Annotated in this window: 27 protein-coding genes and 2 pseudogenes; 13 read left to right on the top strand and 16 right to left on the bottom strand. The window is 70.9% G+C overall.

The features are described from left to right. The first annotated feature begins 134 nt into the window (after window positions 1-134). Complete coding sequence (locus FHU30_RS46575; RefSeq protein WP_301324214.1) at window positions 135-263, top strand: hypothetical protein; 129 nt, start codon at window positions 135-137, stop codon at window positions 261-263. Between the two features lie 155 nt (window positions 264-418). Here the strand turns inward: FHU30_RS46575 and FHU30_RS37165 are convergent, their stop codons facing one another. Both FHU30_RS37165 and FHU30_RS37160 read right to left on the bottom strand, forming a co-directional pair. Further along, window positions 419-928, bottom strand: a complete 510-nt coding sequence (locus FHU30_RS37165) for a hypothetical protein (RefSeq protein ID WP_253882251.1) — start codon at window positions 926-928, stop codon at window positions 419-421. Between the two features lie 197 nt (window positions 929-1125). Next, window positions 1126-2535 carry an MFS transporter gene (locus FHU30_RS37160; RefSeq protein WP_253882250.1) on the bottom strand — a complete coding sequence of 470 codons (1410 nt, stop codon included), beginning with the start codon at window positions 2533-2535 and terminating at the stop codon, window positions 1126-1128. 58 nt (window positions 2536-2593) lie between these two features. Between FHU30_RS37160 and FHU30_RS37155 the strand changes: the two genes are divergently transcribed. Beyond that, entirely contained in the window at window positions 2594-3130 is a 537-nt protein-coding gene (locus FHU30_RS37155) for a CGNR zinc finger domain-containing protein (protein ID WP_253882249.1), read from the top strand. 74 nt (window positions 3131-3204) lie between these two features. On the opposite strand, the gene FHU30_RS37150 is transcribed toward FHU30_RS37155, so the two are convergent. Next, window positions 3205-4695, bottom strand: coding sequence for an MFS transporter (locus FHU30_RS37150; protein WP_253882248.1), 1491 nt, complete (start codon window positions 4693-4695; stop codon window positions 3205-3207). A gap of 124 nt (window positions 4696-4819) precedes the next feature. On the opposite strand from FHU30_RS37150, the gene FHU30_RS37145 reads away from it, so the two are divergent. Together FHU30_RS37145 and FHU30_RS37140 are read left to right on the top strand one after the other, a co-directional pair. Next, window positions 4820-5455, top strand: a complete 636-nt coding sequence (locus tag FHU30_RS37145) for a TetR/AcrR family transcriptional regulator (protein WP_253882247.1) — start codon at window positions 4820-4822, stop codon at window positions 5453-5455. 130 nt (window positions 5456-5585) lie between these two features. Continuing rightward, window positions 5586-5999, top strand: coding sequence for a hypothetical protein (locus FHU30_RS37140; RefSeq protein ID WP_253882246.1), 414 nt, complete (start codon window positions 5586-5588; stop codon window positions 5997-5999). On the opposite strand, the gene FHU30_RS37135 is transcribed toward FHU30_RS37140, so the two are convergent. The 3 genes from FHU30_RS37135 to FHU30_RS37125 all read right to left on the bottom strand — a co-directional run bounded on the left by FHU30_RS37135 (window position 5986) and on the right by FHU30_RS37125 (window position 10092). Further along, window positions 5986-6330 (bottom strand): hypothetical protein, encoded by a 345-nt coding sequence (locus FHU30_RS37135; RefSeq protein WP_253882245.1) that lies wholly within the window; start codon window positions 6328-6330, stop codon window positions 5986-5988. The genes FHU30_RS37140 and FHU30_RS37135 overlap by 14 nt on opposite strands. 94 nt (window positions 6331-6424) lie before the next feature. Continuing rightward, on the bottom strand, window positions 6425-7129 hold the full coding sequence (locus tag FHU30_RS37130; protein WP_253882244.1) for an SWIM zinc finger family protein: 705 nt from the start codon (window positions 7127-7129) through the stop codon (window positions 6425-6427). Then, window positions 7126-10092: a DEAD/DEAH box helicase gene (locus tag FHU30_RS37125; RefSeq protein ID WP_253882243.1), complete on the bottom strand. Its 2967-nt coding sequence runs from the start codon at window positions 10090-10092 to the stop codon at window positions 7126-7128. Before FHU30_RS37125 ends, FHU30_RS37130 begins: the two co-directional genes overlap by 4 nt. Window positions 10093-10547: 455 nt before the next feature. On the opposite strand from FHU30_RS37125, the gene FHU30_RS37120 reads away from it, so the two are divergent. Both FHU30_RS37120 and FHU30_RS37115 read left to right on the top strand, forming a co-directional pair. Then, window positions 10548-11330, top strand: a complete 783-nt coding sequence (locus tag FHU30_RS37120) for an alpha/beta fold hydrolase (RefSeq protein ID WP_253882242.1) — start codon at window positions 10548-10550, stop codon at window positions 11328-11330. Window positions 11331-11421: 91 nt separating this feature from the next. Beyond that, the gene (locus tag FHU30_RS37115; RefSeq protein WP_253882241.1) at window positions 11422-11799 is read left to right on the top strand and encodes a nuclear transport factor 2 family protein; all 378 of its coding nucleotides are present in this window, start codon (window positions 11422-11424) and stop codon (window positions 11797-11799) included. A gap of 126 nt (window positions 11800-11925) precedes the next feature. On the opposite strand, the gene FHU30_RS47390 is transcribed toward FHU30_RS37115, so the two are convergent. Beyond that, on the bottom strand, window positions 11926-12669 hold the full coding sequence (locus tag FHU30_RS47390; protein ID WP_253882240.1) for a DUF6597 domain-containing transcriptional factor: 744 nt from the start codon (window positions 12667-12669) through the stop codon (window positions 11926-11928). A gap of 63 nt (window positions 12670-12732) precedes the next feature. Here FHU30_RS47390 and FHU30_RS37105 point away from each other — a divergent pair, with 63 nt between their 5' ends. Next, window positions 12733-13302 (top strand): TIGR03086 family metal-binding protein, encoded by a 570-nt coding sequence (locus tag FHU30_RS37105; RefSeq protein WP_253882239.1) that lies wholly within the window; start codon window positions 12733-12735, stop codon window positions 13300-13302. A 140-nt stretch (window positions 13303-13442) separates the two neighbouring features. Then, window positions 13443-13868: pseudogene (locus FHU30_RS47810) on the top strand (serine/threonine-protein kinase); the annotation flags it as partial. Between the two features lie 108 nt (window positions 13869-13976). On the opposite strand, the pseudogene FHU30_RS37100 reads toward FHU30_RS47810, so the two are convergent. Beyond that, a pseudogene (locus tag FHU30_RS37100) lies at window positions 13977-14651 on the bottom strand (alpha/beta hydrolase family protein); the annotation flags it as partial. 149 nt (window positions 14652-14800) lie between these two features. Further along, window positions 14801-16267 (bottom strand): MDR family MFS transporter, encoded by a 1467-nt coding sequence (locus FHU30_RS37095; RefSeq protein ID WP_253882237.1) that lies wholly within the window; start codon window positions 16265-16267, stop codon window positions 14801-14803. A gap of 95 nt (window positions 16268-16362) precedes the next feature. Between FHU30_RS37095 and FHU30_RS37090 the strand changes: the two genes are divergently transcribed. Continuing rightward, window positions 16363-16932, top strand: a complete 570-nt coding sequence (locus FHU30_RS37090) for a TetR/AcrR family transcriptional regulator (RefSeq protein WP_253882236.1) — start codon at window positions 16363-16365, stop codon at window positions 16930-16932. A 169-nt stretch (window positions 16933-17101) separates the two neighbouring features. On the opposite strand, the gene FHU30_RS37085 is transcribed toward FHU30_RS37090, so the two are convergent. Then, entirely contained in the window at window positions 17102-17671 is a 570-nt protein-coding gene (locus FHU30_RS37085; RefSeq protein ID WP_253882235.1) for a TetR family transcriptional regulator, read from the bottom strand. 112 nt (window positions 17672-17783) lie between these two features. Here FHU30_RS37085 and FHU30_RS37080 point away from each other — a divergent pair, with 112 nt between their 5' ends. Next, window positions 17784-18671, top strand: a complete 888-nt coding sequence (locus tag FHU30_RS37080; protein ID WP_253882234.1) for an SDR family oxidoreductase — start codon at window positions 17784-17786, stop codon at window positions 18669-18671. 30 nt (window positions 18672-18701) lie between these two features. Here the strand turns inward: FHU30_RS37080 and FHU30_RS37075 are convergent, their stop codons facing one another. From FHU30_RS37075 to FHU30_RS37060, 4 genes are all read right to left on the bottom strand, one after another. Further along, entirely contained in the window at window positions 18702-19589 is an 888-nt protein-coding gene (locus FHU30_RS37075; RefSeq protein ID WP_253882233.1) for an SAM-dependent methyltransferase, read from the bottom strand. 287 nt (window positions 19590-19876) lie between these two features. Then, window positions 19877-20386, bottom strand: a complete 510-nt coding sequence (locus FHU30_RS37070; RefSeq protein ID WP_253882232.1) for a hypothetical protein — start codon at window positions 20384-20386, stop codon at window positions 19877-19879. A gap of 307 nt (window positions 20387-20693) precedes the next feature. Then, window positions 20694-21044, bottom strand: coding sequence for a Fic family protein (locus FHU30_RS47805; RefSeq protein WP_372504026.1), 351 nt, complete (start codon window positions 21042-21044; stop codon window positions 20694-20696). Between the two features lie 132 nt (window positions 21045-21176). Beyond that, the gene (locus FHU30_RS37060; RefSeq protein WP_253882230.1) at window positions 21177-21560 is read right to left on the bottom strand and encodes a hypothetical protein; all 384 of its coding nucleotides are present in this window, start codon (window positions 21558-21560) and stop codon (window positions 21177-21179) included. 487 nt (window positions 21561-22047) lie between these two features. Here FHU30_RS37060 and FHU30_RS37055 point away from each other — a divergent pair, with 487 nt between their 5' ends. The 3 genes from FHU30_RS37055 to FHU30_RS37045 all read left to right on the top strand — a co-directional run bounded on the left by FHU30_RS37055 (window position 22048) and on the right by FHU30_RS37045 (window position 24733). Continuing rightward, window positions 22048-22890, top strand: coding sequence for an NAD(P)H-binding protein (locus FHU30_RS37055; RefSeq protein ID WP_253882229.1), 843 nt, complete (start codon window positions 22048-22050; stop codon window positions 22888-22890). Window positions 22891-22949: 59 nt separating this feature from the next. Then, a complete protein-coding gene (locus tag FHU30_RS37050) occupies window positions 22950-24047 on the top strand; it encodes a winged helix DNA-binding domain-containing protein (protein ID WP_253882228.1) in 1098 nt (365 codons plus the stop codon). A 107-nt stretch (window positions 24048-24154) separates the two neighbouring features. Then, the gene (locus FHU30_RS37045) at window positions 24155-24733 is read left to right on the top strand and encodes a GNAT family N-acetyltransferase (RefSeq protein ID WP_253882227.1); all 579 of its coding nucleotides are present in this window, start codon (window positions 24155-24157) and stop codon (window positions 24731-24733) included. Window positions 24734-24770: 37 nt separating this feature from the next. Here the strand turns inward: FHU30_RS37045 and FHU30_RS37040 are convergent, their stop codons facing one another. Both FHU30_RS37040 and FHU30_RS37035 read right to left on the bottom strand, forming a co-directional pair. Then, window positions 24771-25160: a hypothetical protein gene (locus FHU30_RS37040; protein WP_253882226.1), complete on the bottom strand. Its 390-nt coding sequence runs from the start codon at window positions 25158-25160 to the stop codon at window positions 24771-24773. Beyond that, complete coding sequence (locus FHU30_RS37035; protein WP_253882225.1) at window positions 25157-25468, bottom strand: hypothetical protein; 312 nt, start codon at window positions 25466-25468, stop codon at window positions 25157-25159. Before FHU30_RS37035 ends, FHU30_RS37040 begins: the two co-directional genes overlap by 4 nt. Window positions 25469-25604: the final 136 nt, after the last annotated feature.

Raw genomic sequence — 25604 nt, 5'->3', positions numbered from 1 at the left:
CGCGCGCTCGGCACGGCCTCACCGACTCCCGCACAGGGCACGCGCGAGCCGCGTGCAACTGCGGGACGCCGGGCCCATCACGGGACCGGCGACACCGGCCCGTCAGACAGCGGGCTACTAAGAAGGAGAAGGCGATGGAAGCGGTAAACAGCCAAGGGGAAACCGGCAGCCCGGAATTCGTCCTTGAACTCATCGAGGACCAGGCCGTCACCACCAATGGCGATGCCCACGGATGTGGCGCCTGCACCTGTGGCTGCAGCTGACGCACGTTCCTGACCGGCGAGGACGGGGCGACCACGGCCCCGTCCTCGTCCGACGAGATGCCACCGGCTCCGCGTCACAGCCATGTGCGGAACGCGCAGCCCAATCTGCTCGTCCATCGGCGCTGCGCAGGGTGCGGAGAGATTAGGTGGCGAGGTCAGCAGTATCGGGCGACGATGCCGCTGTAGGAGCCGGTGTCGAAGTCGGTGAACCACATGCTCAGGCCCCCGCCGGCCGGGTTCATGTCGACAACCGCGCCATGCGATTGCAGGGCCGTGCTCGGCGCGTTCGAGACGGCCTGGATCGCTGTGCCGCAGCTGTCGGTCTGCCGCGAGAAGGCCATAGGGACGGCGTAGACGTCGCGGCGGGCATTGACGACGCCGAACACCCGGTAGCCGTCGCCGCCCGACGCGGACGGGCCGCAATTACCGCCGTACACGCGCAGCGCCGCGTACGCGCGGCTGTTGCTGGTGGCGTACTTCACCCGGAACAGGCATTCACCGCCACCGACGCCGGGGCCGCGCAGCAACGGCGTCCAGGTGCCGAACGGCAGGTGGTAGTACACGTCGATCTGGGCGCGGGCAGGGGCCGCAGGGGAGGCGAGCACGAGGCCGGCCAAGCAGGTCAGGCCCGCCGTGACGGCGGCCGAGCGGCGACGCAGACGCATCTTCCCCTCCTCGGGGCGCGGGGTTCCCCCGAGCGTGACACCTGACCGGCCCTGTTCAAACAGCGCCGCCGTGCCCACCATCGGCCAGCCCCGCGGCATGCCGCTCAAACGTCACCCCGGCGTCGCCCGGCCGTTCGACAAGCTCGCCGTCCACTACCAGGCCATAGTGACTGGCTCCACCAACCTCGACATGTGCCCTAGTGCTTGACGGGCTGCGCGGTGATGCCGATGCGCAAGCGCAGCAACAACGACGCTACGGCGCCCGTCGCTGCGGCAAGCACACCACATAGGATGAGCGCCGACCGGACGCCCGAGGCGTGGACGGTATGGGTGAACGTGCCGCAGAGGGCGACCCCCAGCGTGAGGCCGAACTGCCGGGCGGCGTTGGCCGCCGCGCCCGCCGTCCCCGCGTACCGGACGGGCACGGAGGCCATCGCGACGGCGGGCAGCACGGGCGACACGATGCCCGCCCCGACACCGCTGAGGACGAGGAACGAAAGCAGCATCGCCCAGCTCGATCCCGCGTGCAGCGCGATGCCGGTCAGCGCGCCGATGCCGATGACGACCGTGCCGGCTCCCAGCGTCCAGTGGGGACGCAGCCGCTGCAGCCGGTTGCTGATCAGCCCCGACACGGCGATGAAGACCAGCAGCTGGGCCACCAGGACGAGCGAGGTGGCGAGCGCGCCGAACCCGACGTCCGCCTGGATCCAGGCCGACAGGCTCGGCAGCGCGCCGAAGGCCGCGAAGTAGTACCCGAAGGCCACCAGCAGGACGCCGACGAATCCCGGTGTGGCGAACAGGGCGGGCGGCAGGATCGGCCGGGTGGTGGCGCGCTCGACCAGCACGAACCCGACCAGCGCGACGGCCGCGATAAGCCAGGCGACCAGCGGCCCCGGCGCGTCCCAGCCTGCTTCGCCGGCCGCGATGACGGCGTAGGTCGAGGCGGACACGGTGACCGTGATGGTGGCGATCCCCGGCCAGTCGACCGTCCTCACGGCCTGTCCCGGACGCGGGCGTCCCGTCGCCGGAGGCAGGAAGCGCGCGGCCAGAACCAAGGCGAGAGCGCACAGCGGCAAAGCGCCGAGGAAGATCCAGCGCCACCCCGCGTACTGGGCCAGGACGCCGCCGCCCACCGTGCCCACGGCGGAGGCCGCGCCCGCCACCGCGCCCCACACCGCGAACGCGGTCGCCTTGTCACGGCCGGTGTAGGCCGATCCGATCAGCGGCAGGATGGAGGCGAACATGGCGGCCCCGGCCGTCCCCTGGACGGCGCGGGCGGCGACCAGCCAGGACGGGGACGGGGCGAGGCCGCACGCCAGCGTCGCCACGCCGAAGGCGACCAGCCCGGCCAGGTAGAGGCGGCGTCCGCCGAGCGCGTCGCCGAGCGCGCCGGCGCCGAGCAGCAGCCCGGCCAGCGCCAGCGTGTACACGTCGATGATCCATTGCTGGGCTCCGAAGCCCGCGTGCAGGCCCGAGCCGATGCTCGGCAGCGCGACCGTGACCACCGAGGTGTAGAGCAGCAGCAGGAACGTCCCCAGGCAGCACGCCGCCAACGGCAGCCAGCGCGCCGCCCCGGGTCTCGGCTCCGCGTCGGCCGCGTCGGTCAAGGGCGTGGTGTTCGCAACAGATCCAATAGACACGCTTCAACGGTGATGTAATGAGCTTGTGTCTGTAAATCCTTACGGCAGGACGCTGCTGCTCGCCGTCGTCGATCTCCTCAACCGTCCGCCGGCCACCCCCGCCGAACTGGCGGACCGCTGGACCGGGACGGGCATGCCGCTGGAGAGCGTCCCCGGACCGGACGACCTCACGACCGTGCACGGCTACCTCGAAGACTGGACGCGCCTGGTCGGCGCCGCCACCGAAGCCGACCGCGTCGTCCTGCTCAACGAGATGCTCGCCCGCTACGCGACGCCGCCCACCGTCACCGACCACGACGGCAGCGGATGGCACATCCACTACCGCCGCAACGACGCGGGCTTCGCCGCCATCCTCACCGCCGCGACCACGGTCGCCGCCGCGCAGCATCTCACCAGCACGGGCATGCACCGGCTCGGCTTCTGCGCGCTGCCCGAATGCGACAACGCCTTCGTCGACTTCAGCCGTCCCGGACGGCAGCGCTACTGCTCTCACCCCTGCTCGAACCGGGACGCCGTCCGCCGACACCGCACCGCCCAGAAAGCACGAACCACAGCCCGCTGAATGCCACCTCCGGCTTCCGCAACCGTGGGTAGGCAGCCGCCCGAGGACGTGCCCGTCAACAGCATCCCCTCGGCTTACGCGCGTCTTGCTTTCCCAGCGGTGTTGTCCTCGTCCACGGCTCGTGGACGTGGCGCGGGCTCGTCCGAGGTGGGTTGGCCGGGGCGGGTGGTGATGAGTACGGCCACAAGGACCGCCATCGCCAGCAGGATCCCGGCCGCCCAAGCGCAGGCGACGGCGTTGCCGTGGACCGTGGCTTGAGCGAGGGCCGACGGTGCGTCCCGGTGGGCGGTGAGGTAGACCGAGGCGGCGCCGGCGGCGATGGTGTTCAACAGCGCCGTGCCGATCGAGCCGCCGATCTGCTGGGCGGTGTTCACGACGGCGGAGGCGATGCCGGCGTCGCGGGGATCGCCGGTGCTGGTCGCGGTGCTCATGCTGGGCGCGAAGAGGCTTCCCATCCCCAGCCCGCACAGCAGGAGGGCGGGCAGGACGGACGCCGCGTACGGGCTGTGCGGGGACAGCCGAGTGAGGACGGTCAGCCCGGCGGACGCCAGGACGAGTCCCGGCGCGATGATGGTCCGGGGCCGCACCCGCGACAGGAGTCGGCGGGAGACCTGGGTCGCGGTGATGGCCGCGGCCACATAAGGCAGGAACGCCAGCCCGGTTCGCAGCGAGGAGTAATGCAGGACCGTCTGCAGATGGAAGGTCATGAACAGGAACATGCCGAGCATGCCGAAGGTGGCGGTGGCCACGGCGAGGAACGCGCCCACCCGGTTGCGGTCGGCGAGCACCCGCAGCGGCAGCAACGGGTCGGACACCTTCGCCTGCACCACCACGAAGGCCGCTAGCAAGACCACGGCGGTGACCAGGAGCCCGATGATCGGGGTGGAGGCCCATCCGTAGGAACCGGCCTCGCCGAGGGCGTAGATCAGTGCGGTCATTCCACCGCAGCCCAGGATCGCCCCGGGAAGGTCCAGCCTGACCCCGGCGTGCCCCGGGGTGGCGGGGAGCACGGTGACGGCTCCGACCACCACGGCGGCCGCGATGGGAACGTTCACGTACAGGCACCAGCGCCAGCCGAGGTACTCGGTGAGTGCGCCACCCAGGATCTGCCCGCAGGCGCCGCCGGCCATCAGGGTGACGCTGAACATGGCGAAGGCCCTGGCTCGCTCGCGTGGGTCGTTGAAGACGGTCGTGAGCAGGGCCAGCGCCGATGGGGCGAACAGCGCGGCGAACGCGCCCTGCGCGGCGCGGGCGCCGATGAGCATGGCGGGGCCGGTCGCGAGGCCGCCCAGCATCGAGGCGACGGCGAATCCGGTCACTCCCGCCAGCAGCGTGCGCCTGCGTCCGAGAAGGTCTCCCAACCGTCCGCCGAGCAGCAGCAACCCTCCGAAGGCCAGCGTGTAGGCGGTCACGACCCACTGCCGGCCGCCGTCGGAGAGGCCGATCGATCGCTGGGCCGAGGGAAGCGCGATGGTCACGACCGTCGTGTCGAGAACCACCATCAACTGGGCCAGGGCGACCACCCCGAGCCCCCCACCAGCGTCCGTGCCGTCCGGCGTGCGCACTCGCGTCGGGCATCCCGCACCTCCTCCGCATAACTGGACGGTAACCGTCCTAGTTCGCGGTCACGCCAACCTATGTGGACGGAAAGCGTCCAGTCCGCTGGGACGGGCAGGAAGAGGAGACGGGATGCGGCACGCGCACGAGCAACTGCGGTCCGACGCACGGCGGAAGCGGGACCAGATCGTCCTCGCGGCGCGCGCCCTGTTCGTGCGCCAGGGCATCGACGTTCCGATGGAGGAGATCGCGCGCCAGGCCGGAGTCGGCAAGGGCACTCTCTACCGCCGCTTTCCCGAACGCGACATGCTCGTTAGTGCGGTGGCGCTGGATGTCTACCGCCAGCTGGGCGACATGGCGCGCGCAGCGTCCCAAGAGGAGCCGGACGCCTGGAGCGCGTTGAGTCGCTTCTTGCACGACTGGGCCGAGGTCCGGTTCGGCTTCCTGCACGCCGGAATGTGCGCGCCGCTGCCCGGATTGCTGCAGGCCGATGAAGAACTGCGGCAAGCCCGCGACACCTGGCTCGGGATGGTCGACCAGATGGTGAAGGGCGCGCAGGCCGAGGGTGTGCTGCGCACGGACGTCGGCACCGGAGACCTCGCACTGTTCATCAACCTGCTGGTCCAGCAGCGCGACGTGCCCGACGGCCTGGCCGGCCTCCTCCCTCAACGCTTCCTGGCGCTCATGCTGGACGGACTGCGCGCCCACCCAGCAGCGCCGCTCCCCGGCTCTCCCATCACCAGCGCCGCCCTCGACCCGGCAGGTTGAACCCAGATTGGCTATGAATCGGCCGGTAACTGGTCTCGGAACCGGATAGCCGCCGCTTCTACCTTCCGTGACATCAACCAGCTAGGGCCGCCGACTCGGAGGACGCGGCTCCAGGAAAGGGAGAGTCACGATGACCAAGACCACCCCCACCACCAAAGGCCGCCGTGCCCGCCGTCTCGCCGCCGGGCTCGCCCTGACCGGCGGCAGCGCCCTGGCGCTGCTGGGCCTGGCGGGTACCGCCCACGCCGACGCCAGCAGCGTCACCAACGCCTGGCTGGCCCCCGGCCAGGAAGCCTGCGCCGCCGCCCACGCCACCACCTACCTGGAGGCCTCGCAGCAGAGCACCTCCCCGGGCCTGAAGTTCAAGCTCATCGCCCAAAGCGGCCTGGTCATCAACAGCAGCCCCGGCCCCTACACCTACTGGAAGACCTCGACCGGCACCGGCTCGGCGAACTGGCAGGGCCCCGGCGACTACACCGCATGCGCCAAGAACAACGGCACCTCCCCGGTCTACCTGTACTACGTCATCATCACCACCTCCTGAACCCACCGAAACCGGACCTCGCCCGCTGGCATCGTCCACGGCCATCGCTGCATGCAGGTGCTTGGTCAGCGGTAGCGGGCGAGGTCGTCGTGGTGTTGCTGAAGGGCGGGGGAGAGCGCGACGCGGTCCGGTTGGAGGAGCCCACGATCAGGAACCCGTCGCAGGTGCCCAGCGCCTCATGGGAGGCGGGCGTGCCGATCAGGCCCATGCCGCCGGTGGTGTAGGGGCTGTCACCGGGCACGCAGTCCTTGCCCAGCCCCGCCTTGATGATCGGCGCGCCGAGGACCTCGGCCAGGTGCGAGGGCGTGCGGTTCATCAGGGCGCTGCGCACCGCTCGGTCACCAGCCAGGTTCGCTCGCGTTCGGAGGTCGGTGACGGGCGCGGGCCAGGCGAATAGGCCCTGATTCGGAGTCTGGCCAGGGGTGTTACCAGGTGTAGAAGGCTTCGTAGGCGGGTTCGAGGAGGTTGATTAGGTTGCGGCCGTGAGCGGTGATGGCGGGGCGGTCGAGTCGGTAGAGGGCTGGGACGGCGGGTGGGGTGTGGGGTGGGGGCGTGCGGGGTGGGGCGGCCTCGCGCCAGAAGCTGTCCGGGAGGTTCTCCGGTGGGAGGTCTTCCTGGGGTGGCCGCGTCGCGCCGGGGGCGGCGAGGTGTAGGCGCTCTTGTAGCCGGGTGCGGGTGCGTCCTCGCCAGGTCAGCAGGACGAAGGGGTCGTCATCGAGGGTGTCGGCGAGGCTCTGCAGGACCGCGGTGACGTGGACGCACAGCCGGTTTCGTCCCGGGCAGGGGCAGTCCAGGGTCAGGTCGCCGGGCCGGGCGGGGAGCAGCGCGAGGCCGAGGGAGGCGAACAGGCCGTCGACGTCGGGGGCGAGCTCGCCGCCGAGGATCTGGTGGGCCAGGTCGGGGGCGGCCGCGATGGCGTTCTCGACGCGGGTCCATTCGGCGCTGCTGTATACCGGAAGGTCGATCCATACGTCATAGGGGCGTCGGCGCGAACCCCGCACCCGGGCGTTGACCGAACCCGGCGTGACGGTCAGATCGGACACCGCAGCGGGCACGGAACTCGTCCGGACGGTCATGCCGAAGGAATCGAGGCGGTCGAGGAAGCGTCGCGACCAGGGGACGGGTGTCATGCGGTCACCTGCTCGCGTCCGGCGTCGGCGGGCAGCGCCACCAGTTCGTGCAGTGCGTCCAGGCTCAGGTCCGCCAGCCAGTCCTCCCCGGTGCCGACGGCCGTTTCGGCGAGCGCGCGTTTGGTCTCGATCATCGTCTCGATGCGCTCCTCCACCGTGCCCGCGCAGACGAGCTTGCTGACCTGGACGTCCCGGCGCTGGCCGATCCGGAAGGCCCGGTCGGTGGCCTGCTCCTCGACCGCCGGGTTCCACCACCGATCGAGATGGACGACCTGGTTGGCGGCGGTCAGGTTGAGGCCGGTGCCGCCGGCCTTGAGGGACAGGACGAAGACCCGCGGGCCGTCCGGGTCCTGGAAGCGGGCGACCATCTGCTCACGCGCGCGCCGGGCGAGTCCGCCGTGCAGGAAAAGCACCTCCTCACCGAGTCGCTCGGTGAGATGCGCCTTAAGCAAGGTCCCGAATTCGGCGAACTGGGTGAAGCAAAGCGTCTTGTCTCCCTTGGCGAGCGTCGCCTCCAGGAATTCTTCGAGGCGGGCCACCTTGCCCGATCTGCGGGCGAACCCGGCGCCGGTGCCCTCCTTCAGGAATTGCGCCGGATGGTTGCAGATCTGCTTGAGCTTGCTCAGGCTCGCCAGCACGATGCCGCGCCGTTCGATGCCGTCGCGTCGCCGGGCGGCGTCGAGCATGTCGGCCACCACCCCGCGGTAGAGGGTCGCCTGTTCGGCGGTGAGACCGCAGGTCAGCGTCGTCTCCCTCTTGTTGGGAAGGTCCTGGATGATCGCGGGATCGGTCTTGAGCCGCCGCAGGATCAACGGCCGGGTATGCCGACGCAGGGCGGCCGCCGCGCGCTGGCTGCCGGTCTGCTCGATCGGGAGGGAGTAATGCTCCTTGAAACGGGCGCTCGATCCGAAGAGGCCGGGATTGGCGAAGTCGAGAATGGAATGCAGCTCCGACAGGCGGTTCTCCACGGGCGTTCCGGTCAGCGCGATGCGCTGCTCGGCGGGCAGCGCCCGGACGGCTCTGGCCTGCTCGCTGTTGCGGTTCTTGATGTGCTGGGCCTCGTCGGCGACGATCCGCAGCCAGTCGATCCGGCGCAGCGCCTCGACGTCCAGCCGGACGACCGCGTAGGTGGTGATCACGATGTCGGAGCTGGTGACGGCCTGGCGCAGGGCGTCCCCCGAGCGCCGGTCGACGCCATGGTGCACGTACACCCGCAGCGCCGGCGTGAACCTCTCGATCTCGCGGCGCCAGTTGTCCACCAGTGACAGCGGGCAGATCACCAGGGTCGGCCCGTTCTGCTGCCGGTGTTCGGCTGCGACCAGCCCCAGCACCTGGACCCCCTTGCCCAGCCCCATATCGTCGGCGAGGACGGCCCCCAGGCCGAGCTGGGACAGCAGGCTCAGCCAGGCGACGCCCCGCTCCTGGTAGGGCCGGAGCGTGGTGCCGAACCACTCCGGCAGGACGACCTCGTCCAGTTCCTGCCCGCCGTTCAGCAGGTCGCCGAGGCGTCCGTCGGCGAGGACTTGCGTCACCGGGAGGCCGCCTGCGCTGGCCTCGGGGTCCAGCGCGGTCCGGACGACGCGTCTGGCAGGCATCGTCCCCGTTGCCTCACGTGCCACGAAGTCCGCTGCGGCGGCGAGCCGGGCCGGATCGACCCGCACCCAACGGCCGCGCAACCGGATCAGCGGCTTCTTGGCGGCCACCAGGTCGGCGAGTTCCTGCTCGTCCAAGGCGAGTTCGCCGATCGCCACCTGCCACTCGAAGTTCACGATCGACTTCTTGTCGATCAGGCTCGGGCCCTGCACGACGTCGGGCCGGGCCGAGCGGGTCGTCAGCGCCAGGCCGACCCGCGCGGGCCGCTGCCACCATGCGGGCAGGTACACCTCGAAGCCCGCTGCGGTCAGGACCGGCGCGGTCTCGTTCAGGAAGGTGAGGGTCTCGGCGCGGTTCAGGGTGACCGCGCCCGGTCGCGGGGCCCGCAGCAGCCGCCTCAGCTCGGGACGGATCTCGCAGGCGCGTTCGAGGAGGGCGAGGAAAAGCTCCTGCGGCTCGTCCACCTTCCGCTGGAGCGCGGCGAGGGCCGGGCCCCTCGACCACAGCTCGCTGGCGGTGACCAGGAGGGACGGCTCGTCGGCCGCCTGCACCAGCGGCTCCAGGGACCAGCGGTCATCGTGATCGGGGCCCTCGCCAAGCGGCTCGGCCAGCCGGAAGCCCAGGCGCAGGCGTTCGTCCTCCGGAGTGTCGGACATGTGCCAGGCCGCCAGGCCGGCCTGAAGCGCCCGCATCTCCGCCGCGTCGGACGGCTCGGCTGCGTCGGACGCGTCGGGCGAGTCGGTTGCGTCGCGCGGGGCGATGCGTCCGTCCTTGGAAGCCAGCGCCTTGAGCCAGCGCTCCGCCGCCGTGCCGGCCGGTCGGCCTCCGCCCAGCAGCGCGGGACGGTCCTGGAGGATGGCCCGGGCCTCGCAGTCCACCAGCACTTCCAGCAGGCCCGCGGTCAGCTCGGCGGCGTGGCGGCCGGGCCGTCCGCCGGTCGGCTCCGCCAGGCAGATCGGCGGGGTCGTGGCGGCCAGGTCGGCGATCTCCTGCCTGCGGACGGCATCGGGCGCCGGCCGCCACCTGGCGTAATGGCCTACGTCGTCCGCGGTGACGAGCGTGGGAAGGATCTGCCCTTGACCGACCAGCCTCCATGCCAGGTCGTGGACGTTGGTGAGCCAGCGCAACGAGGCTCCGTAGGGGATGTCGAGCTCGTCGTCCGTCACCGAGCCGGTGGCAAGGTAAGGGCGACGCGGCGCGTGCAACTCGCCGAGGAGCTGGGCGGCGTCCGAGGGCTCGAAGAGCAGTGCCGGAACGCGCCATTGGGAGCGTGCAACCGCGCCGCGCGGATGCGCCGTTGGGAGATCCTTGCCGTAGGGGCCGGTGAGTTCGGGAGACCGGAAGGGCGCTCCGGCATGGGAGGGAAGCACCAGCTCGATCGTCCCCTCACGGGCCCTGGTGTCCACCAGCCATTCGAGGGAGAGACCCGCTCCGCTCAGGAACTGCCCGACCTGCTCCGCGGAACAGGCGAACGGGTGTGCGAGCTGAGGCTGCTTCCCCGGGAGCGGACGTGCGTCTTCAGCCCAAAGGGCGAGACGATGATCCGCCCTCCAGAGTGCATGCAACGCGAACATTCTCAACCTGATCGTCGATGTCGTGGGGGAGTCCTCAGCCACCCTGCCAGCCGCCGATCAGTGCCCGATCAGCGAGCACGGATGCGGCCGGCCGGCCGGTAGTACTTACTACCAGCAGCAACACCGTCCTCGCCGCGCCCGCCCGCGCCCACCCCGCGGACGGCTGGGTGCCGTCGTTCCGGACCGCGACCTCGATAGGATCTGGCGCGCCCGGAATCCGGCGGGCGCCCAGCCGCACAGTGAGGGAGAACATGAAGGACGCGGTTGCCGGGCCGGACGGCGCGAAGATCCGGTGGGTCGAGATCGCGGGCGACGAACCGGTGCGGGTGTGCGTCCACGGCGCCGGGGCACAGGCGGCGGCGTACTTCACGCACGCGATGACCCTGCCGTCCGTGGCTCGGCGGCGGACGTTGATGATGGACCTGCTCGGGTTCGGGCTCAGCGATCGGCCGACCGGTTTCGGCTACGGGCTGGAGGACCACGCCGACGCGCTGGCAAGGGCGCTGGACGCCGCGGGCGTCGGTGCGGCAGAGGTCATCGGGCACAGCATGGGCGGCGCCGTGGCGATCGTGCTGGCCGTCCGGCGACCGGATCTCGTGTCGCGGCTGGTGTTGATCGAGGCGCCTCTGGACCCGGTGCCGCCGCCCGCACCCGGCACGACCGGCATCACCAGCTTCACCGAGGCCGAGTTCGCCGAGGGCGGGATGGCGCAGATCCTTGAGCGGGTCGGTCCGTTCTGGGCCGCGACCATGCGCCTGGCCGACCCCGTCGCCCTGCACCGCAGCGCGTACGGCCTGCGCGCCGGGACCAGCCCGTCCGCCAGAAAGCTGCTCATGGAGCTGACGATTCCGCGCACGTTCCTGGTCGGATCCCTGTCCCAACCCCTCGAAGGCCGGACGGAACTGGAGGCCGCGGGCGTGCAGGTCGTCACCGTTCCCGATGCCGGACACAACGTCATGGTCGACAACCCGCAGGGCTTCGCCCTCAGCCTCGACGACTCCCCGACACCTGGAACTCCCGAACGATCTAGCTGAGCCGGACCAGGTGCTCACAGCCCTCACCGGACAGCCCCCGGAAGGCGGCTTGCGGGACGAGCGCACGCGACACGGCTGGTATTACTGGGGCATGCAGGAAGAGACCGCACGCTCGGCGATCGACACGTTCATCTCCGCGTTCAACGCCTCGGACGACGACTCGGTGGCCGCCCTGCTCTCCCAGGCCCTCACCTCGGACGTGGTCTTCTGGGGGCCGCTGGGACGCAGCGAAGGAATCGGTGCGGTCGCGCGGTTCGTCCTGGACCTGCGACGTCACCCGGCGGGGACCGGCACGATGATGCGCTGTTCAGCGGTGGACATGCCCGACGAATGGGCCCGGTACCAGTGGGCCTTCACCACCCCTGAAGGAGGCCCTCGCCTGGCCGGAACCGACGTCGTCCACCTGCGCCGGAACCTCATCGACCAGGTCATCGTCTTCGCAGGCGACATGAAGCCCCTCGCCTCCTAACCCGTCCTGGCGTCGCCGCCCTCCCCCGAATTTGCTGCGGGTGCGGGCGCGTTCGGCGTGGCCCGATCTGCACGGTGGGCGCTTCTTCGCCGGGACGCGCCCCACTCCCGAATCCGATGGGGCGGGTTAATAGCGCTTGGCGTACCAGGTGGGTGGTTCGCCGAAGATGGCTTTGAAGTCGCGGATGAAGTGGCCCTGGTCGGCGTAGCCGAGGTCGGCCGCCAGGGCGGCCCAGTCGATCGCTCCGCCGGTGGCCATGCGCGCGGTCACCTCGTGCAGGCGGTAGCGGCGGATCACCCATTTGGGTCCGATGCCGACGTACTCGGCGAACAGCCGTTGCAGCCCCCGCATGCTCAGCCTGAGCTCGCCGGCGAGGTGTTCGACCCTGGTCACGGCCTTGTCTTTGGCGATCAGCTCGACCGCGGCCGCCGCCTGGCGTGCCCGGGGGTCGTCCTCGGGCAGGTGTTGCAGCAGGAACGCCTCCACGGCCGGCACGTCGAGCGTGGTGGGCAGGTCCGGGCCGAACACCTCGGCCGCCGGGACGACGCGGTCGGTGATCGTCGAGACGGAGGCGCCGAGGAGCGGGCGGAAGCAGCCCGGACGGAACGCGACGCCGAAGACGTGGCCACGGCCCTCCAGGACCTTGATCTGATAGCCGCTGCACACGCCGTTGACGTCCGCGCGGTCGCTGCTGAACGACAGGTGCACCTTGGGGTAGGGCACGATCTTCTGCCGGTAGGGCTCGGCGTAGTCCCAGCGGGCCTCCCAGTACCGCTCCACCCAGGGCGCGAGCGCCGGGGACGGGTCGTGGAAGGTGTGGCGCTGGTACCTCGTCCACGCACCGCGCAGTTCACGAACGTCCCGCTCCACGCGGCGAAGTGTATGTCGCCTTTGTTCAATCCCTCGCGGCACGGGACGCCTAGCGTCTCTGCCATGTCACATCTGTCCAACGCTGCCGAGGCCCTGGCTGCCGTCGCCGGCGCCATCAACGACGACCAGCTCGCCAACAAGACGCCGTGCACGGAGTACGACGTGCGGGCTCTGGTCAACCATCTGCTGTTCTGGGGGCCGTCGCTCGCCGGCGGCGGCCGCAAGGAGTCGGTCCCGCAACCGGCGGCCAGCGAGTCCGAGGCGAACCTGGCGGACGACGACTGGCGCGGCCGCCTGCTCGCCCTGCTGGACGACATCACCTCGTCCTGGGCGCCGCCGAGCGCCTGGGAGGGCGAGACGGACATGGGCACACCGCAGACGCTGCCCGCGCCCGTCCTGGGCGACATGATCACCGGCGAGCTGGCCCTGCACGCCTGGGACCTGGCGGTCGCGACCGGGCAGCGGCTGGAACTGCCCGCCGACCTGCTGGCGCATCTGCACGGCAGAGTGCTCGCCAGCGTGGAGCAGGGGCGGGAGATGGGCATGTACGGACCACAGGTCGCCGTGCCGGACGACGCCCCCGCCTTGGACCGCATCCTCGGCCTGACCGGCCGCGACCCCGCCTGGACGTAGCCGACCGGGGAATCGGAGCGACCGAGCACCTCACCCCACCCGCAGCCGGAACCCCCCGGCGTCCACGACACCTGCACACGGCGACGTTTCGGATCGCGGCCCGCCAAGGCTTCTTGGTTGGGGCCTGTCGCCGTGGGGAGGTGTGGCGGGCCCGCGACCAGCGCCTGGGACGTTCCGTCGCCGTCAAGATCATGTCGGTGTGGGCGGAGGCGTCGCCGGAGCGGTCGGCCCGGTTGATCAGGGAGGCCAGGGCGGCGGCGTCGCTCCAGCATCCCGGGATCGCGGTCGTGCACGATGTCGCCGAGCAGCAAGGTGCGCCGTTCCTTGTGATGGAGCTGCTGCACGGCGTCGATGTCGGCACGCTGATCTCAGGACGGTTCGCCGGCGGCATGCCCTGGTCACGCGCGCGGTATCTGGCGGTCGGCGTAGCGGAGGCGCTGGCGCACGCACACGCCCGGGCCGTCGTCCACCGGGACATCAAGCCGGCGAACATCATGGTCGTGGACGGCCGGGCGAAGATCCTTGATTTCGGCATCGCCCGGTTGGCCGAGGCGTCCACGCTGACCGCGCAAGGCCAGGTGCTCGGGACGCCCTCGTACATGGCTCCCGAGCAGTGGCGCGGAGTTGCGCATTCGAATGCGTGGCCCATCGGTGAGGTCGCCGAGCCAGTCGATGAGCAGGGCCGACACCTCGGCCCGGACGCTGGTGGTCGCCGCGGACGTCTCGAAGAAATGCCCGGCCCGCGGGACGATCTCGCATCGGACTGGCAGTCCCAGCGCGGATGCAGCCTTGCGCAGCGCTTCGGTCTGGTAGGGCGGGCACACCCGGTCGTGCTCGCACCCCACCAGGAGCAGCGCGGCGTCCAACTCGTCCAGCCAGGTGATAGGGGAGCGGTCGCGGTAGGGGGCGTGGCTCAGGTCGGGTGCGCCGAGGGCGGCGATGACCTGGTCGGTGTAGTCGGGGAGGAACGCGCGGGCGCGTTGGACGTGGTCGGCGAAGTCGGCGATCGGGCACAGTGCGGCGATCCCGGCGACCGGCAGGGCCCGGCCCAGGTGGAGGGCGACGCGTGCGCCGGTGGAGTGCCCGACCGCGACCAGAAGCCGGTCGTCGGGCAGTCCGGCCGCGCGAACCAGATCGGTGACCGTCCGATAGGCGCGAGGTCCGCCGCGATCGTCGTCGTCCTCGTCGTAGAGGCCGGTCACCAGCGTGGCGTCCCACCCCGCCGACACGGCCGCCTCGGCGATCCACCGGTACCAGTCCGGCGCGACGCCCCGGCCCGGCACGACCACGACCGTGCCACCGGGTTCGGCCGGGTGCGGCGGGGCGGGGAAGTCGCGAAGCGAGGGCATCTGCGTACCTGGGTCATGCGTCGGATTGGACGGACGGGACGGCGTCCGCGCTGCTCAGGCTGCTTTCTCGGATCACTCGTCCGAGAGTCAAACAGTCGCCCCTCGCCCGGTCAAGGCCGCTCCCTCGCCCCAGGGGCTTGTCCGACTGGTCAGGCTGGGGGGTGTTCATCGGTGGGCGTGGTGGGCTGGGGGTTGGGGCGGCCGGGGAGGAGGAGGCAGAGGGGGATGGCCGCGGCGGTGAAGGCGGCTGACCACCAGAAGGCGTCGGCGAAGCCGGAGGCGAGCGCGGCGGGGGAGTGGGCCCCGGACGAGGCGCGCTGCAGGATCATGACCAGGACCGCGACGCCCACCGAACCGCCGACCTGCTGGGTGACGCGGCTGATGCTGGAGGCGGCGGGGATCTGCTCGCGTCCGAGGCCGACGAACGCGGCCCCCATGATGGCGATCATGGCGGCGCCCAGTCCGAGGCCGCGCACGAACAGCACGGCCATCAGCATCAGGTCGCTGGTGGAGGCGGTGATGAAGCCGAACGGGACGGTCGCGGCCAGGGCGGCGGCCAGGGAGACGAGGGCGACCGGACGGGATCCGAAGCGGTCCATGTACCGTCCGGCCAGCGTGCGGGACAGCAGCGTGCCGACGCCTTGGGGGATGAGCAGCAGTGCGGCGTCCAGGGCGGATTGGCCGCGGACCTGCTGCCAGTACAGCGGCAGCAGCAGCATCGTCCCGTACAGGGCGGCGCCGGACAGGAACACCAGCGCCGAGGACGAGGCCAGGGAGCGGTGGCGCAGGAGCCGGAGGTCGAGCATCGCGCGGGGGCCGCGGCGTAGCGCCCACCAGACGTAGCCGAGGAGCAGGGCAAGGCCGCCGGCCAGGGGCAGCGCGACCGTGAGGGCGGTCGAGCCGCCGGGTCCGGCGAGCTGGGTGAGGCCGTAGATGACGGCGGCCAGGCCGGGGGACAGCAGGAGCATGCCCACCGCGTCCAGGCGGGGACGGGGAACGGGGCGGGACTGGTCGGCGGGCAGGTCGCGCCAGGCCAGGTAGCCGCCGAGCAGGCAGAACGGGATGTTGAACAGGAAGATCCAGCGCCAGTCGCCCAGGTGCAGCAGGACGCCGCCCAGCACCGGTCCGAGGACCGGGCCCAGGGCGGTCGGCACGGTGATCAGGGACATGACCCGGCCGATGTCGCGGCCCTGCGCCGCCTGCATGATCAGCGTGGTCATCAGCACCATCATGATGCCGCCGCCGACGCCCTGGACGACCCGGAAGGCGATCAGGCTCCGGATGTCCCACGCCGCCGCGCACAGCAGCGACCCGAGGAAGAACAGGCCCAGCGCGGTGATCCACAGGCGCTTGCCGCCGAGGACGGCCTGGGCCCACCCGAGCGTCGGCATCGCGGCCGACAGGGCCAGCAGGTAGGCGGTCGTCACCCACTGGGCGGTGGTGAGCGAGGTGTGGAGCCGTCCGGCGAGGCCGCCGGTGGCGACGCTCATGATCGTGGTGTCGAAGATGACGGCGAGCGCCCCGATGATCAGGGTGATGGTCAGCCGCCGGACGGCGGGGTCGACGCGTCCGGATGCGGCGGGCGGCGGTGGTGGCTTGGCGGTGGTGGCGTGCACCGATCCTCCTTAGATAGAAGACTCTATCTTGCAGTGCCACCCTAGGCCGCTAGGATTGGATAGGCAAATCTATCTAGAGTGGATCCGGGGGACGCATGGCCGAACGACGCCGCGGCGCGGCACTGGAGAAGGCGCTGCTGGACGCGGCCTGGCAGGAGCTCGCCGAAGGCGGGTACGCCCGCTTCACCATGGACGCCGTCGTCAAGCGCGCGGGCACCAGCCCTCCGGTCCTGTACCGGCGCTGGCCCGACCGCGACGCGCTGGTCAGGGCGGCGATCGTCCACGTCGCCCGGGAGAACATCCTGACGGTGCCCGACACCGGGAGCCTGCGCGGCGACCTGCTCGCCCTGATGCGGGAGATCAACGCCACCCGCGTCCCCCTGGTCATCGTCATGAACGCGCACCTGGCCGACTACCGCCAGGAGACCGGGGCCGGTCCCGGTGACCTGTTCGACCCCGCGGTGACCGGGCGCAAGGAGGCCCTCGACGCGCTCTACGCCCGCGCCGTCGACCGCGGCGAGATCCGACCGGAACGGCTCACCGAGCGCATCAAGACCCTGCCCTTCGACCTGCTGCGCCACGAGATCCTCACGACCTTCGCCCCCGCGCCCGACCACGTCCTCGAAGAGATCGTCGACACGATCGTCCTGCCCTTGATGCGCTGAGCCACCGGGCCCTGCCACCTCGCCGACTGGCGCAGCGAGCGCGTCGCCGAATCACGCCCGCTGCTGGACGAGGAGGCCGCCGCCGCAGGCCGCGACCCCGCCCACATCACCACCATCTACAACGTCTCCGGACCTTGCCGGGCGCTCAGCTCCAGGAGTTGAACGGGCGTTAGCGCACGTCTGAGACGGCGGACTTCAGGTCATCGAGTGCTTCGTGGATGAGCGGCGCCAGGTCGGGCGGCGGGGATTGGCCGATCCAGCCGGTGAAAGCGACCTTGAAGGCGGCGATCCCCGCCTCGGCGGCCAAGGTCGCGGTCCGGTCCGGAACGCCGCGCGTCCGCAGCGCCTCCGCGACCGTCCGCGCAAGGTCCGCCAGCTTGACCAGCTCGCGTTCCCGCAGCTCGGGATTGGCCTCGATGACGGCCTGGCGTGCGCTGGCCTCCTCGTGGCGGTCCTGCAGCAGCCCTGCGGCGGCTTCCAGGCCCGCGGCGACCGCGCCGATGGCGCTGGACGTCCGGGGCGCACCGGTCACGGCGTCCAGCACGCGTTCCTGGAGGACGCCCGCGCCCGCGAACAGGACATCGCGCTTGTCGGCGTAGTGGCGGAAGAAGGTCCGCTTGGTCAGCCCGGCCCGGACCGCGATGTCCTCCACCGTGGTCTGGTCGAACCCGCGCTCGGCATACAGCACCAGCGCCGCCTGCTCCAGGCGGCCGCGCGCGTCCGGTTCCCAGCGGCCCACTGCCCGCCTCCCCACGATGTTTGTCCGGTCCTTGATTCTACGGTGACGACACCTAGTGTCATGACGGGCTATAGTGATGTCATCGAGTGTCATCACTATCCGGGAGGTTGCGATGCGGGTGTTCGTCACGGGAGCGTCGGGCTGGGTCGGCTCGGCCGTCGTCCCCGAACTCATCGACGCAGGCCATCACGTCCTCGGCCTGGGCCACTCGGACCACTCGGCCGCCGCCCTCACCGCGGCCGGAGCCGAGGTGGTCCGCGGCGGACTGGACGATCTGGACGTCCTGCGCGAAAGCGCCGCCGACTCCGACGGGGTGATCCACCTGGCGTTCGTCCACGACTTCACCAAGTTCGACCAAGCCGTCCAGACCGACGCCCGGGCCATCGAGGCTCTGGGCGCGGCGCTGGAGGGCTCCGGCAAACCGCTGGTGGTCACCGCCGGGACCCCGGCCGTCCCCGGACGCGTCGCCACCGAGAACGACCAGGCGCAGCCCGGCAGCCCGGCGGCCGGCCGCGACGCCAACGCCCGGACCGCCCTCGCCACCGCGGCGCGCGGGGTTCGCCCGTCAGTGGTGCGGCTACCCCGCTCGGTCCACGGTGAGGGCGACCACGGCTTCATCGCCCAGCTGATCGGCATCGCCCGCGACAAGGGCGTCTCCGGCTACGTCGGCGACGGCACCAGCCGCTGGCCCGCCGTCCACGTCCTGGACGCCGCGCACCTGTACCGCCTCGCCCTCGAAGACGCCCCTGCGGGATCGGTCCTGCACGCCGTCGGCGACGAAGGCGTCCCCACCCGCGACATCGCCGCGACCATCGGGCGGCACCTCGACCTGCCCACACGTCCTGAACCGGCCGAGGACTTCGGCTTCCTCGGCGCCCTGCTGGCCACCGACCAGCCCGCCTCCAGCGCTCTGACCCACGAGCTGCTCGGCTGGAAGCCCACCCGTCCAGGACTCCTCGACGACCTGGACCAAGGCCACTACTTCACGTCGAAGGCCTGACAAGAAGCCCGGTGCGGCCACCGGCAGCTCTCACCCTGCGCCTGCGTCCTGTTGGCGTGTGGCGATGATCGATCCGCCGCCGGACGGGTTGGCCAGCGGCCTGCCGTAAGAGGCCGCGATGGGTGCGAGTTCGCGGAACTCGGTGCTCCAGCCGGTCTGCTCCAGCCGCTCCGGGGCGTCGGGGCCCAGGCCGCGTTCCTGTTCGGCCGCCTGGGTGGTCATACCGGGCATGATGCGCGCGGCTCCGGGGACAGGCTGGACCCGCCGGGCCATCGCGTCCAACGGGATGTACCCGAAACCGAAGCGGCTGTCGGGCGCGGACAGGGCGGTGATGGTGTCGGCGACCTGCCAGGCCTGCTCGCGGAGCAGGTAGGCCAGCACGCCCGCATCGACCCACTGGGTCGGCATCTGCGGCTGGAAACCGGCTTCGAGCAGCGGTGCGGACCAGTCGCCGCGCAGGTCGGCCGGCACGACGCTGCGCCGGCAGGTCGGGGTGGCGTGTTCGTCGGCCAGGACGCGTTCCTTGAAGGCGAACAGCTCGGGCACGTCGAGTTCGATCAGGTGGACCGAGGACGGCAGCGCCAGCCGGAAGGCGTGCGTGTCCAGGCCCGCGCCGAGCATGACGATCTGCTTGCGGCCGGCGGCGACCGCTTCTCGCAGGGAATCGTCGCCCATCCGCACACCGACGGTACGTCCCTGGTAGAAGACTTCGACCAGTCGCCCGACCGTGGCCCAGACGTCCGCCGCGTCCGCCGAGGAGTCCTGGAACTCCCGCTCTGCCGCTGCCACGAACGCTTGGGCATAGGGGTCTTGGTACAGATGATCGGGCCGGGCGGTCTCCCGTGCCCGGATCATCGCCATACCGATCGCCGTGACACCGACACCGGTCAACGATTCGGGCAGGGCGGGAGAGGACATCGGCACCTCCGTCGCAGATGCCCGCGAGTCTCTAAAATACGATCACGTCTGTCAAACCCCGGAGCCGATCTCTCGATGTTCGGCACGCGACGGAGATGCCGTCCAGCGGCTTGCCATGCTCACCGCCATCGGGATCGGCCCGCACAACTTCGCCAAGGGCCTGGCCATCGGCGATGCCGCCGCCATGAAACCCTCACGACCTGGGGCGTCCTCGCCGGACTCGTCCTCGGCTTCGCGACCGACGCTTGGGACGCGCCCCCCGGCCGCGTCCCGTTCTCAAGGATGAGTCAGCCGGGGAACGTCCCGGAGCTGGAGACGTACAGGCGGACCCCGCCCGCGCTCAGCGGGCCGACCACGCCACGCCCCGGGAAGCCCACCTCCTGCGGGCTCAGGATCACCAGCATGGGGTAGATCTGGACGGTCTTGCCGAGGACCCGGCGGACCTCTTGGAGCGTCCCGATGTCGGTTTGGGCGCCCATGCTCGCCGCGTTGCCGTCCCTGAGCGCCTTCCACTGCGTCAGGATCAGCGGGTGGTGGCTGTCGACCAGGACGTCCTTGGGCATGTTGTAGGCGATGTCGAACGCCCGCTCCGGGAACGGCGGCGCGATGTACTCGCGCTGGTAGCTCGGGGCCTGCGCGCCGCGATGCGCGGTCTGCCAGAACAGGAACTGGACGATGGCCCACTGCTCCCAGCCGCCGCCCTTGAGGTTGCACGCCTTGTCGATGAGAGGGGCTTCGGCCTGGTACCAACCGTTCAGGTCGTCGAGCAGTTCCTTCTCGCTGATCGCCGTGGGCACGATGCCCTCCCCTTCGAGGGTCGAGGACGCTTCGGCAGCGTCGCCGCCTTCACTTCAGCCCGAACACCGAGGCAGAGCAAGCGCGCGGGCAACATGTGGACACCCGTGACCACACGGGGACACGCCAGTTGGATTCCGGCAGCGCTGTGCGTACCACCAGCAGCTGAAGACCAGCCACACCTGCGACGACTCCCACGCCCCATCACCCCCTCCCATCGCCTCGACCCCGTCGGCAGAGATGGACGCCAGCCGCTCCCTGACACCGGCGACGGCAAGGTTCCTGCTCGGTTCCCTTCCCGACCTCCGGTCACGAGGACCTGCGTCGGGTCTCGGCGAGGTGGAGGTTGATGTACCGGGCGAGGATCAGCGGGTCTTCCGGGGCGTCCGCCTGGAAGCTCACGCGTCGCAGCAGGCTGACGTTGTCGAGCGTGATGCCTTCGCGGGCGAGGACGAAGACGAGCGCGAGGAAGGCCGCGCGGGCATTGCCGTCGTCGAAGGGGTGGAAGAAGCACACGTCGAGATAGGCCCGTGCTGCGCGGGCGGGCAGGGGAACCCGCGGGACGACTGGTGTCGTCCAGTGGGAGGGATTGGGCGAGCCGTTCGGCGATGTCGTCCACCAACACCGTGTCGGGGCTGATCCAGCTGTGGAACCGCCCACCGACCGCCTCGCCGACCAGCGCCTGCGCGAAGTCCGCCGGCACCTGCCAGCGGGACAGGAACCAGGTGAGCACCTGCGCGCAGTGCCGGTGCCAGCCGCTGCCGTGGCCGGTGCGGTCAACGACCTGCCAGATCAGGTTCCGGGCGGCCCGCTCCCACACAATCCGCTATCAGCGACCGCGGGCGGATCCAACTGGTAAGCCTCGAACCAGCCGGCGACGCGTTCCAGCCAGGCGCGCCACTCGCACAGCGCTTCGACCACGCGGGCGAGCGTCTCCCGCTGGGTGGTGATCGAGTGCCGTGGGCAGCACCACGCACCGACGGGGCCTCCGTCGAAGTCGCCCTCGTCATGGGCCCACCGCCAGCCCAGCGCCCATCGGCCGTACCGCTCGGCGAGCGCATGCGACATCGCGTCCGCCCAGAGAGCGCCCCGCTTGCCCCAGTTGCTCATCTCGCCGACATCGACGGAGCCCTCCGGACGGCCGGGCACGCGTCGGGCCGGCCCAAGTGAACCCACCACCCCCACCGCCGTGCTCACCTGGGCCTACCTGGTCCCCAGCCCCCTGGATTGTCCCGCCCCCCGGACTGACCAGCCAGGACGGCACCGTCATCACCGGCACATGACCCCAATCGACGCCGCGAGCAGGTCGCACGCGCGCATGAGTTACGCGGGACGGCCTCCACAGCCAGCGGGCCCGGGCCACGGACCAGACCGCGTCCAGCCGCGCCGAGGTTTCGACATTCCTTGAAGTCGGGCCGCCTATTAGGAACGAAGCTTGCCTAAAGGGCTTCTACCTTGATGGTCATGAGGAACGACCGCACGATCGGCCCGCTTCGGATCGAGCTTGACCAGGGTCGAGCTGGTGCGCTGGCGCGGGTGGGACTGGCGCGGTGCGGTCGGCAACGGCGGCGGGCTGCTGGTCTCGCCCTAGGAGGGTCGGGTTGAGCCCGACACCGTCGGCGGACTTCCTCAGACCCCGTGTATTCGCTCGAAAGGATCTTCCATGTACCTCGTCATCGGTGCCACGGCCCACTTCGGACGTCAGGCGGTAGAGGAGTTGGTCGCCGCGGGTGCCCCGGTGCGGGCGCTGACCCGTACGCCGGAGCGGGCCGGGCTCCCGCCGGAGGTCGATGTCGTCCGGGCTGATCTGACCGAGCCCGAGACGCTGCCGGCGGCGTTGGACGGCGTCGAGGCCGCCTTCCTGGTTCTGCAGTACGGGATGGACGTTGAGCCACTGCTGGCGGCCGCGGGCCAGGCGGGGGTGCGGCGGTTGGTGTTCTTGTCCTCGGGGGCGGTCGTCCCGGGTGCCGAGCGGCAGCCTGACGTGATCGCCCAGTACCACCGCGATGTGGAGCGGGCCGTCGAGGCGTCCGGAATGGAGTGGACGTTCCTGCGGCTGCTGTTCCCCGCCATCAACTCGTTGACGTTCGCGATGCAGTTGCAGGGCGGTGACGTCATTCGCGCCCCGTACACCGAAGCGGCCTTCGGCGCCGTGCACGAGCGCGACGTCGCCGAAGTGGCCGCGCGGGTCCTGGTCGGCGGCGGGCACGCGGGGCGGGCCTACGACCTGACCGGCCCCGAGTCGCTGACCCAGGCGCAGCAGGTCCGCATCCTCGGCGAGACGCTGGGGCGCCCGCTCACCGTCGAGGACCTCGACCCGGAGCCCGTGCTGGAGCAGATGAGCGGGTTCATGGACCCCGAGTTCCTGGCCGCGCTGTTCGCGCTCATGGCGCAGGCGGTCGGCAAGCCCGCGCAGGTCAACGACGTCATCGAGCAGATCACCGGGCATCCCGCGCGGACCTACGCTCAGTGGGCCGCGGATCACCGGGCCGACTTCAGCGGCTGATCAACGAGGCTGGGGCGGCATCGGCCGTCCCAGCCGTGCGGACGGAGAGGACGGCACGGGTGGCACAAGAGCTGGGGCGACGGGAGTTGGGAAGAGCCCTGCTGGCCCGGCAGTGGCTGCTGGAACGGTCCGACGCGACCGCCGAGGAGGCGGTCGCCTGGCTGGTCGGCATGCAGGCGCAGGCGCCGTACGCGCCCTACTTCGGGCTCTGGAGCAGGTTGCGGACGTTCGGCACCGACGACCTGGCGGGCGCGCTGACCGAGCGCCGCCTGGTGCGGGTCGCGCTGATGCGCAGCACCGTCCACCTGGTCACCCCGGCGGACTACCGCTCGTTGCGGCCATGGGCGCAGCCCGCGCTCGACCGTGAGCTGGACACCGCGTTCAGGACGGCCCTGAACGGTGTGGACCGGGCGGCCGTGGCGGAGTCGGGCCGGGCGCTGCTCGACGCACGGCACCTCACCCCCAAGGAGCTCAGGGCGGCGCTGCACGAGCGGTGGCCCGAGCACGAGCCGCGCGCGCTCGCCACCGTCGTGCGCAACCTGGTGCCGCTGGTCCAGGTGCCGCCACGCGCCGTCTGGGGCGTCGGCGGTACCAACCGGTACGCGACGGCGGCTGCCTGGACCGGGGCCGAGCCCGCCCCCGCCGCTGACTCCGAACACATCGTGCTGCGCTACCTCGCCGCGTTCGGCCCGGCCTCGGTCGCCGACCTGCAGACCTGGGCCGGACGAACCCGGCTGCGTCCCGTCCTGGAGAGGCTGCGGCCGCAACTGGCGGTCTTCCGCGACGAGGACGGGGCGGAGCTGTTCGACCTGCCGGACGCGCCGCGTCTCGGCGCCGACGTCCGCGCGCCGGTCCGCTTCCTGCCCGAATACGACAACCTGCTGGCCTCCCACGCCGACCGCACCCGCGTGATCTCGGACGAGGCCCGCAAACGGGTCATGACAGGCAACGGCATGCGCGCCACCTTCTTGGTGGACGGCCAGGTGGCGGGCGCCTGGAAGCTCCAACCGGGCAAAGCGTCGGCGACCCTGGAGATCGACCCGTTCCGGCCGCTGACCCGCACCGAGCGCGCCGAGGTCGAGGCCGAAGGCGCCCGACTGCTGGAGTTCGCCGCACCCGGCGCCGCGCACGACCTCCGCAGCAGCAGCGCCAAGTGACCGGCGAGAGTTCGTCCAACGAACCCCGATCATCCGTGCCATTCGACACCCCGGGCGTCGGGAGAAACCAGGTCGCCTCACCGATGCCGGCATGCAACGGTTGCCGCATGCCTCAACCGATCTTGCGCACCGAGCGCCTGCTGCTGGTACCGCTGGCCGACCGGCATCTCGACCTGGAGGTCCACCTCGACTCCGACCTGGAGGTGCTGCGCTACCTCGACGCGAGGACGCCGACCAGGGACGAGGTGGTCGCCGCCCATCGGCGGCGGATGGCCGCGGCCGGCAAGCAGGACGGGTTGGGCTTCTGGACGGCTCACCTCTCCCAGGAAGGAGAGGAGGGCGAGTTCGTCGGCCTCATGATGCTGCCGCAGGCGCACGGCCCCGACCAGCCCGACGATCCGACCGTCTGCGATCTGGGGTACCGGCTCGTCCGCCGCTACTGGCGTCAGGGCCTGGCCAGTGAGGCGTCCCGTGCCCTTCTGCGGCACGCCTTCGACACGGTCGGGCAGAGCCGCGTGATCGCCCAGACCATGGCCGCCAACGCCGGATCCGTCGGAGTGATGCGGGCCATCGGCATGCGATACGTGCGCACCTACTACCCCCACTTCGACCAGCCGCTCCCAGACACGCACCTAGGCGAAGTCGAGTACGAAATGACCCGCACCATGTGGAACCAACTCCGCTAAACCAACCCCAGCCCCGAGACCTCCCGGCTTCGAGGCATCACGACCAGCCGGGGCCGTCAAAGGGGAACTCGCCATGGCGCCACACCATCGACCCGGTCCGGTCGCTGAACCCGGAGAGCATGGCGATCTCGCAACTTTCGAGCTCGTCCGGCTCCGGGTTGGCCACGATGGAACCGGACTCGAACCGGACGGCGATTCCGGTATCCGAACCTTCCTCAACCGCCCGGACCGGATGACCGATCAGGGAGCAGAGGCTGTCGCGGTAGCCGTGATCACCGAGGCCGCGGGCCTGGGCGTCGACGGTCACCCGCGGCCACACCAGCAACGTCAGCCGGGGGCCGTCGAAGTCCAGCTGGAGGTAATCCCGGACGAAGATCACAGACCCCAGTTCGTGACCGACCAGAGCCACAAGCAGCGAGTCGGTCATGACGAACTTCCCGAGCCCTGTGACCGGATCATGGCCCGGAAGCCGGCGGCGCGCCGCCGAAAAGAGCAGACCTCCACTGGCCCAACAATGGTGTAGTCGCCGCTGGCGCGCATCCGAACCAGCTCAGCCTGCTGGCGGGTGATGGGATTGAGGCGTCCGGAACCTACGCGGCTGCCCAGCGACAGGCGGACGCGGCGGGCGATCAAGGTGCTGCCGACGTGGACGGCCGTCGGCGCCCGGCCGAGGCCGGCTCGTTCCCGATTGGTGGAGGCGACTCGCTTGTCGAGGCAGGTGCGGTTTTCGGGCATTTCGGCAGTCGTGCTCGTTGGGTATGGCTCGTCTGCACAGGGCTTATGTCACTTCGGCAGCCCTGTGGAGGATTCTGTTGCCTTCAGATGGAGCCGGAGTCCGTCGGGCCGTCGCTGCCGCGGGGCTGCCGGCCGG

Source organism: Actinomadura rupiterrae (assembly GCF_024172125.1).
GTDB lineage: Bacteria > Actinomycetota > Actinomycetes > Streptosporangiales > Streptosporangiaceae > Spirillospora > Spirillospora rupiterrae.
The sequence above is the reverse complement of the archived record's forward strand: the minus strand, read 5'-3'. Positions and strand labels throughout refer to the sequence as shown.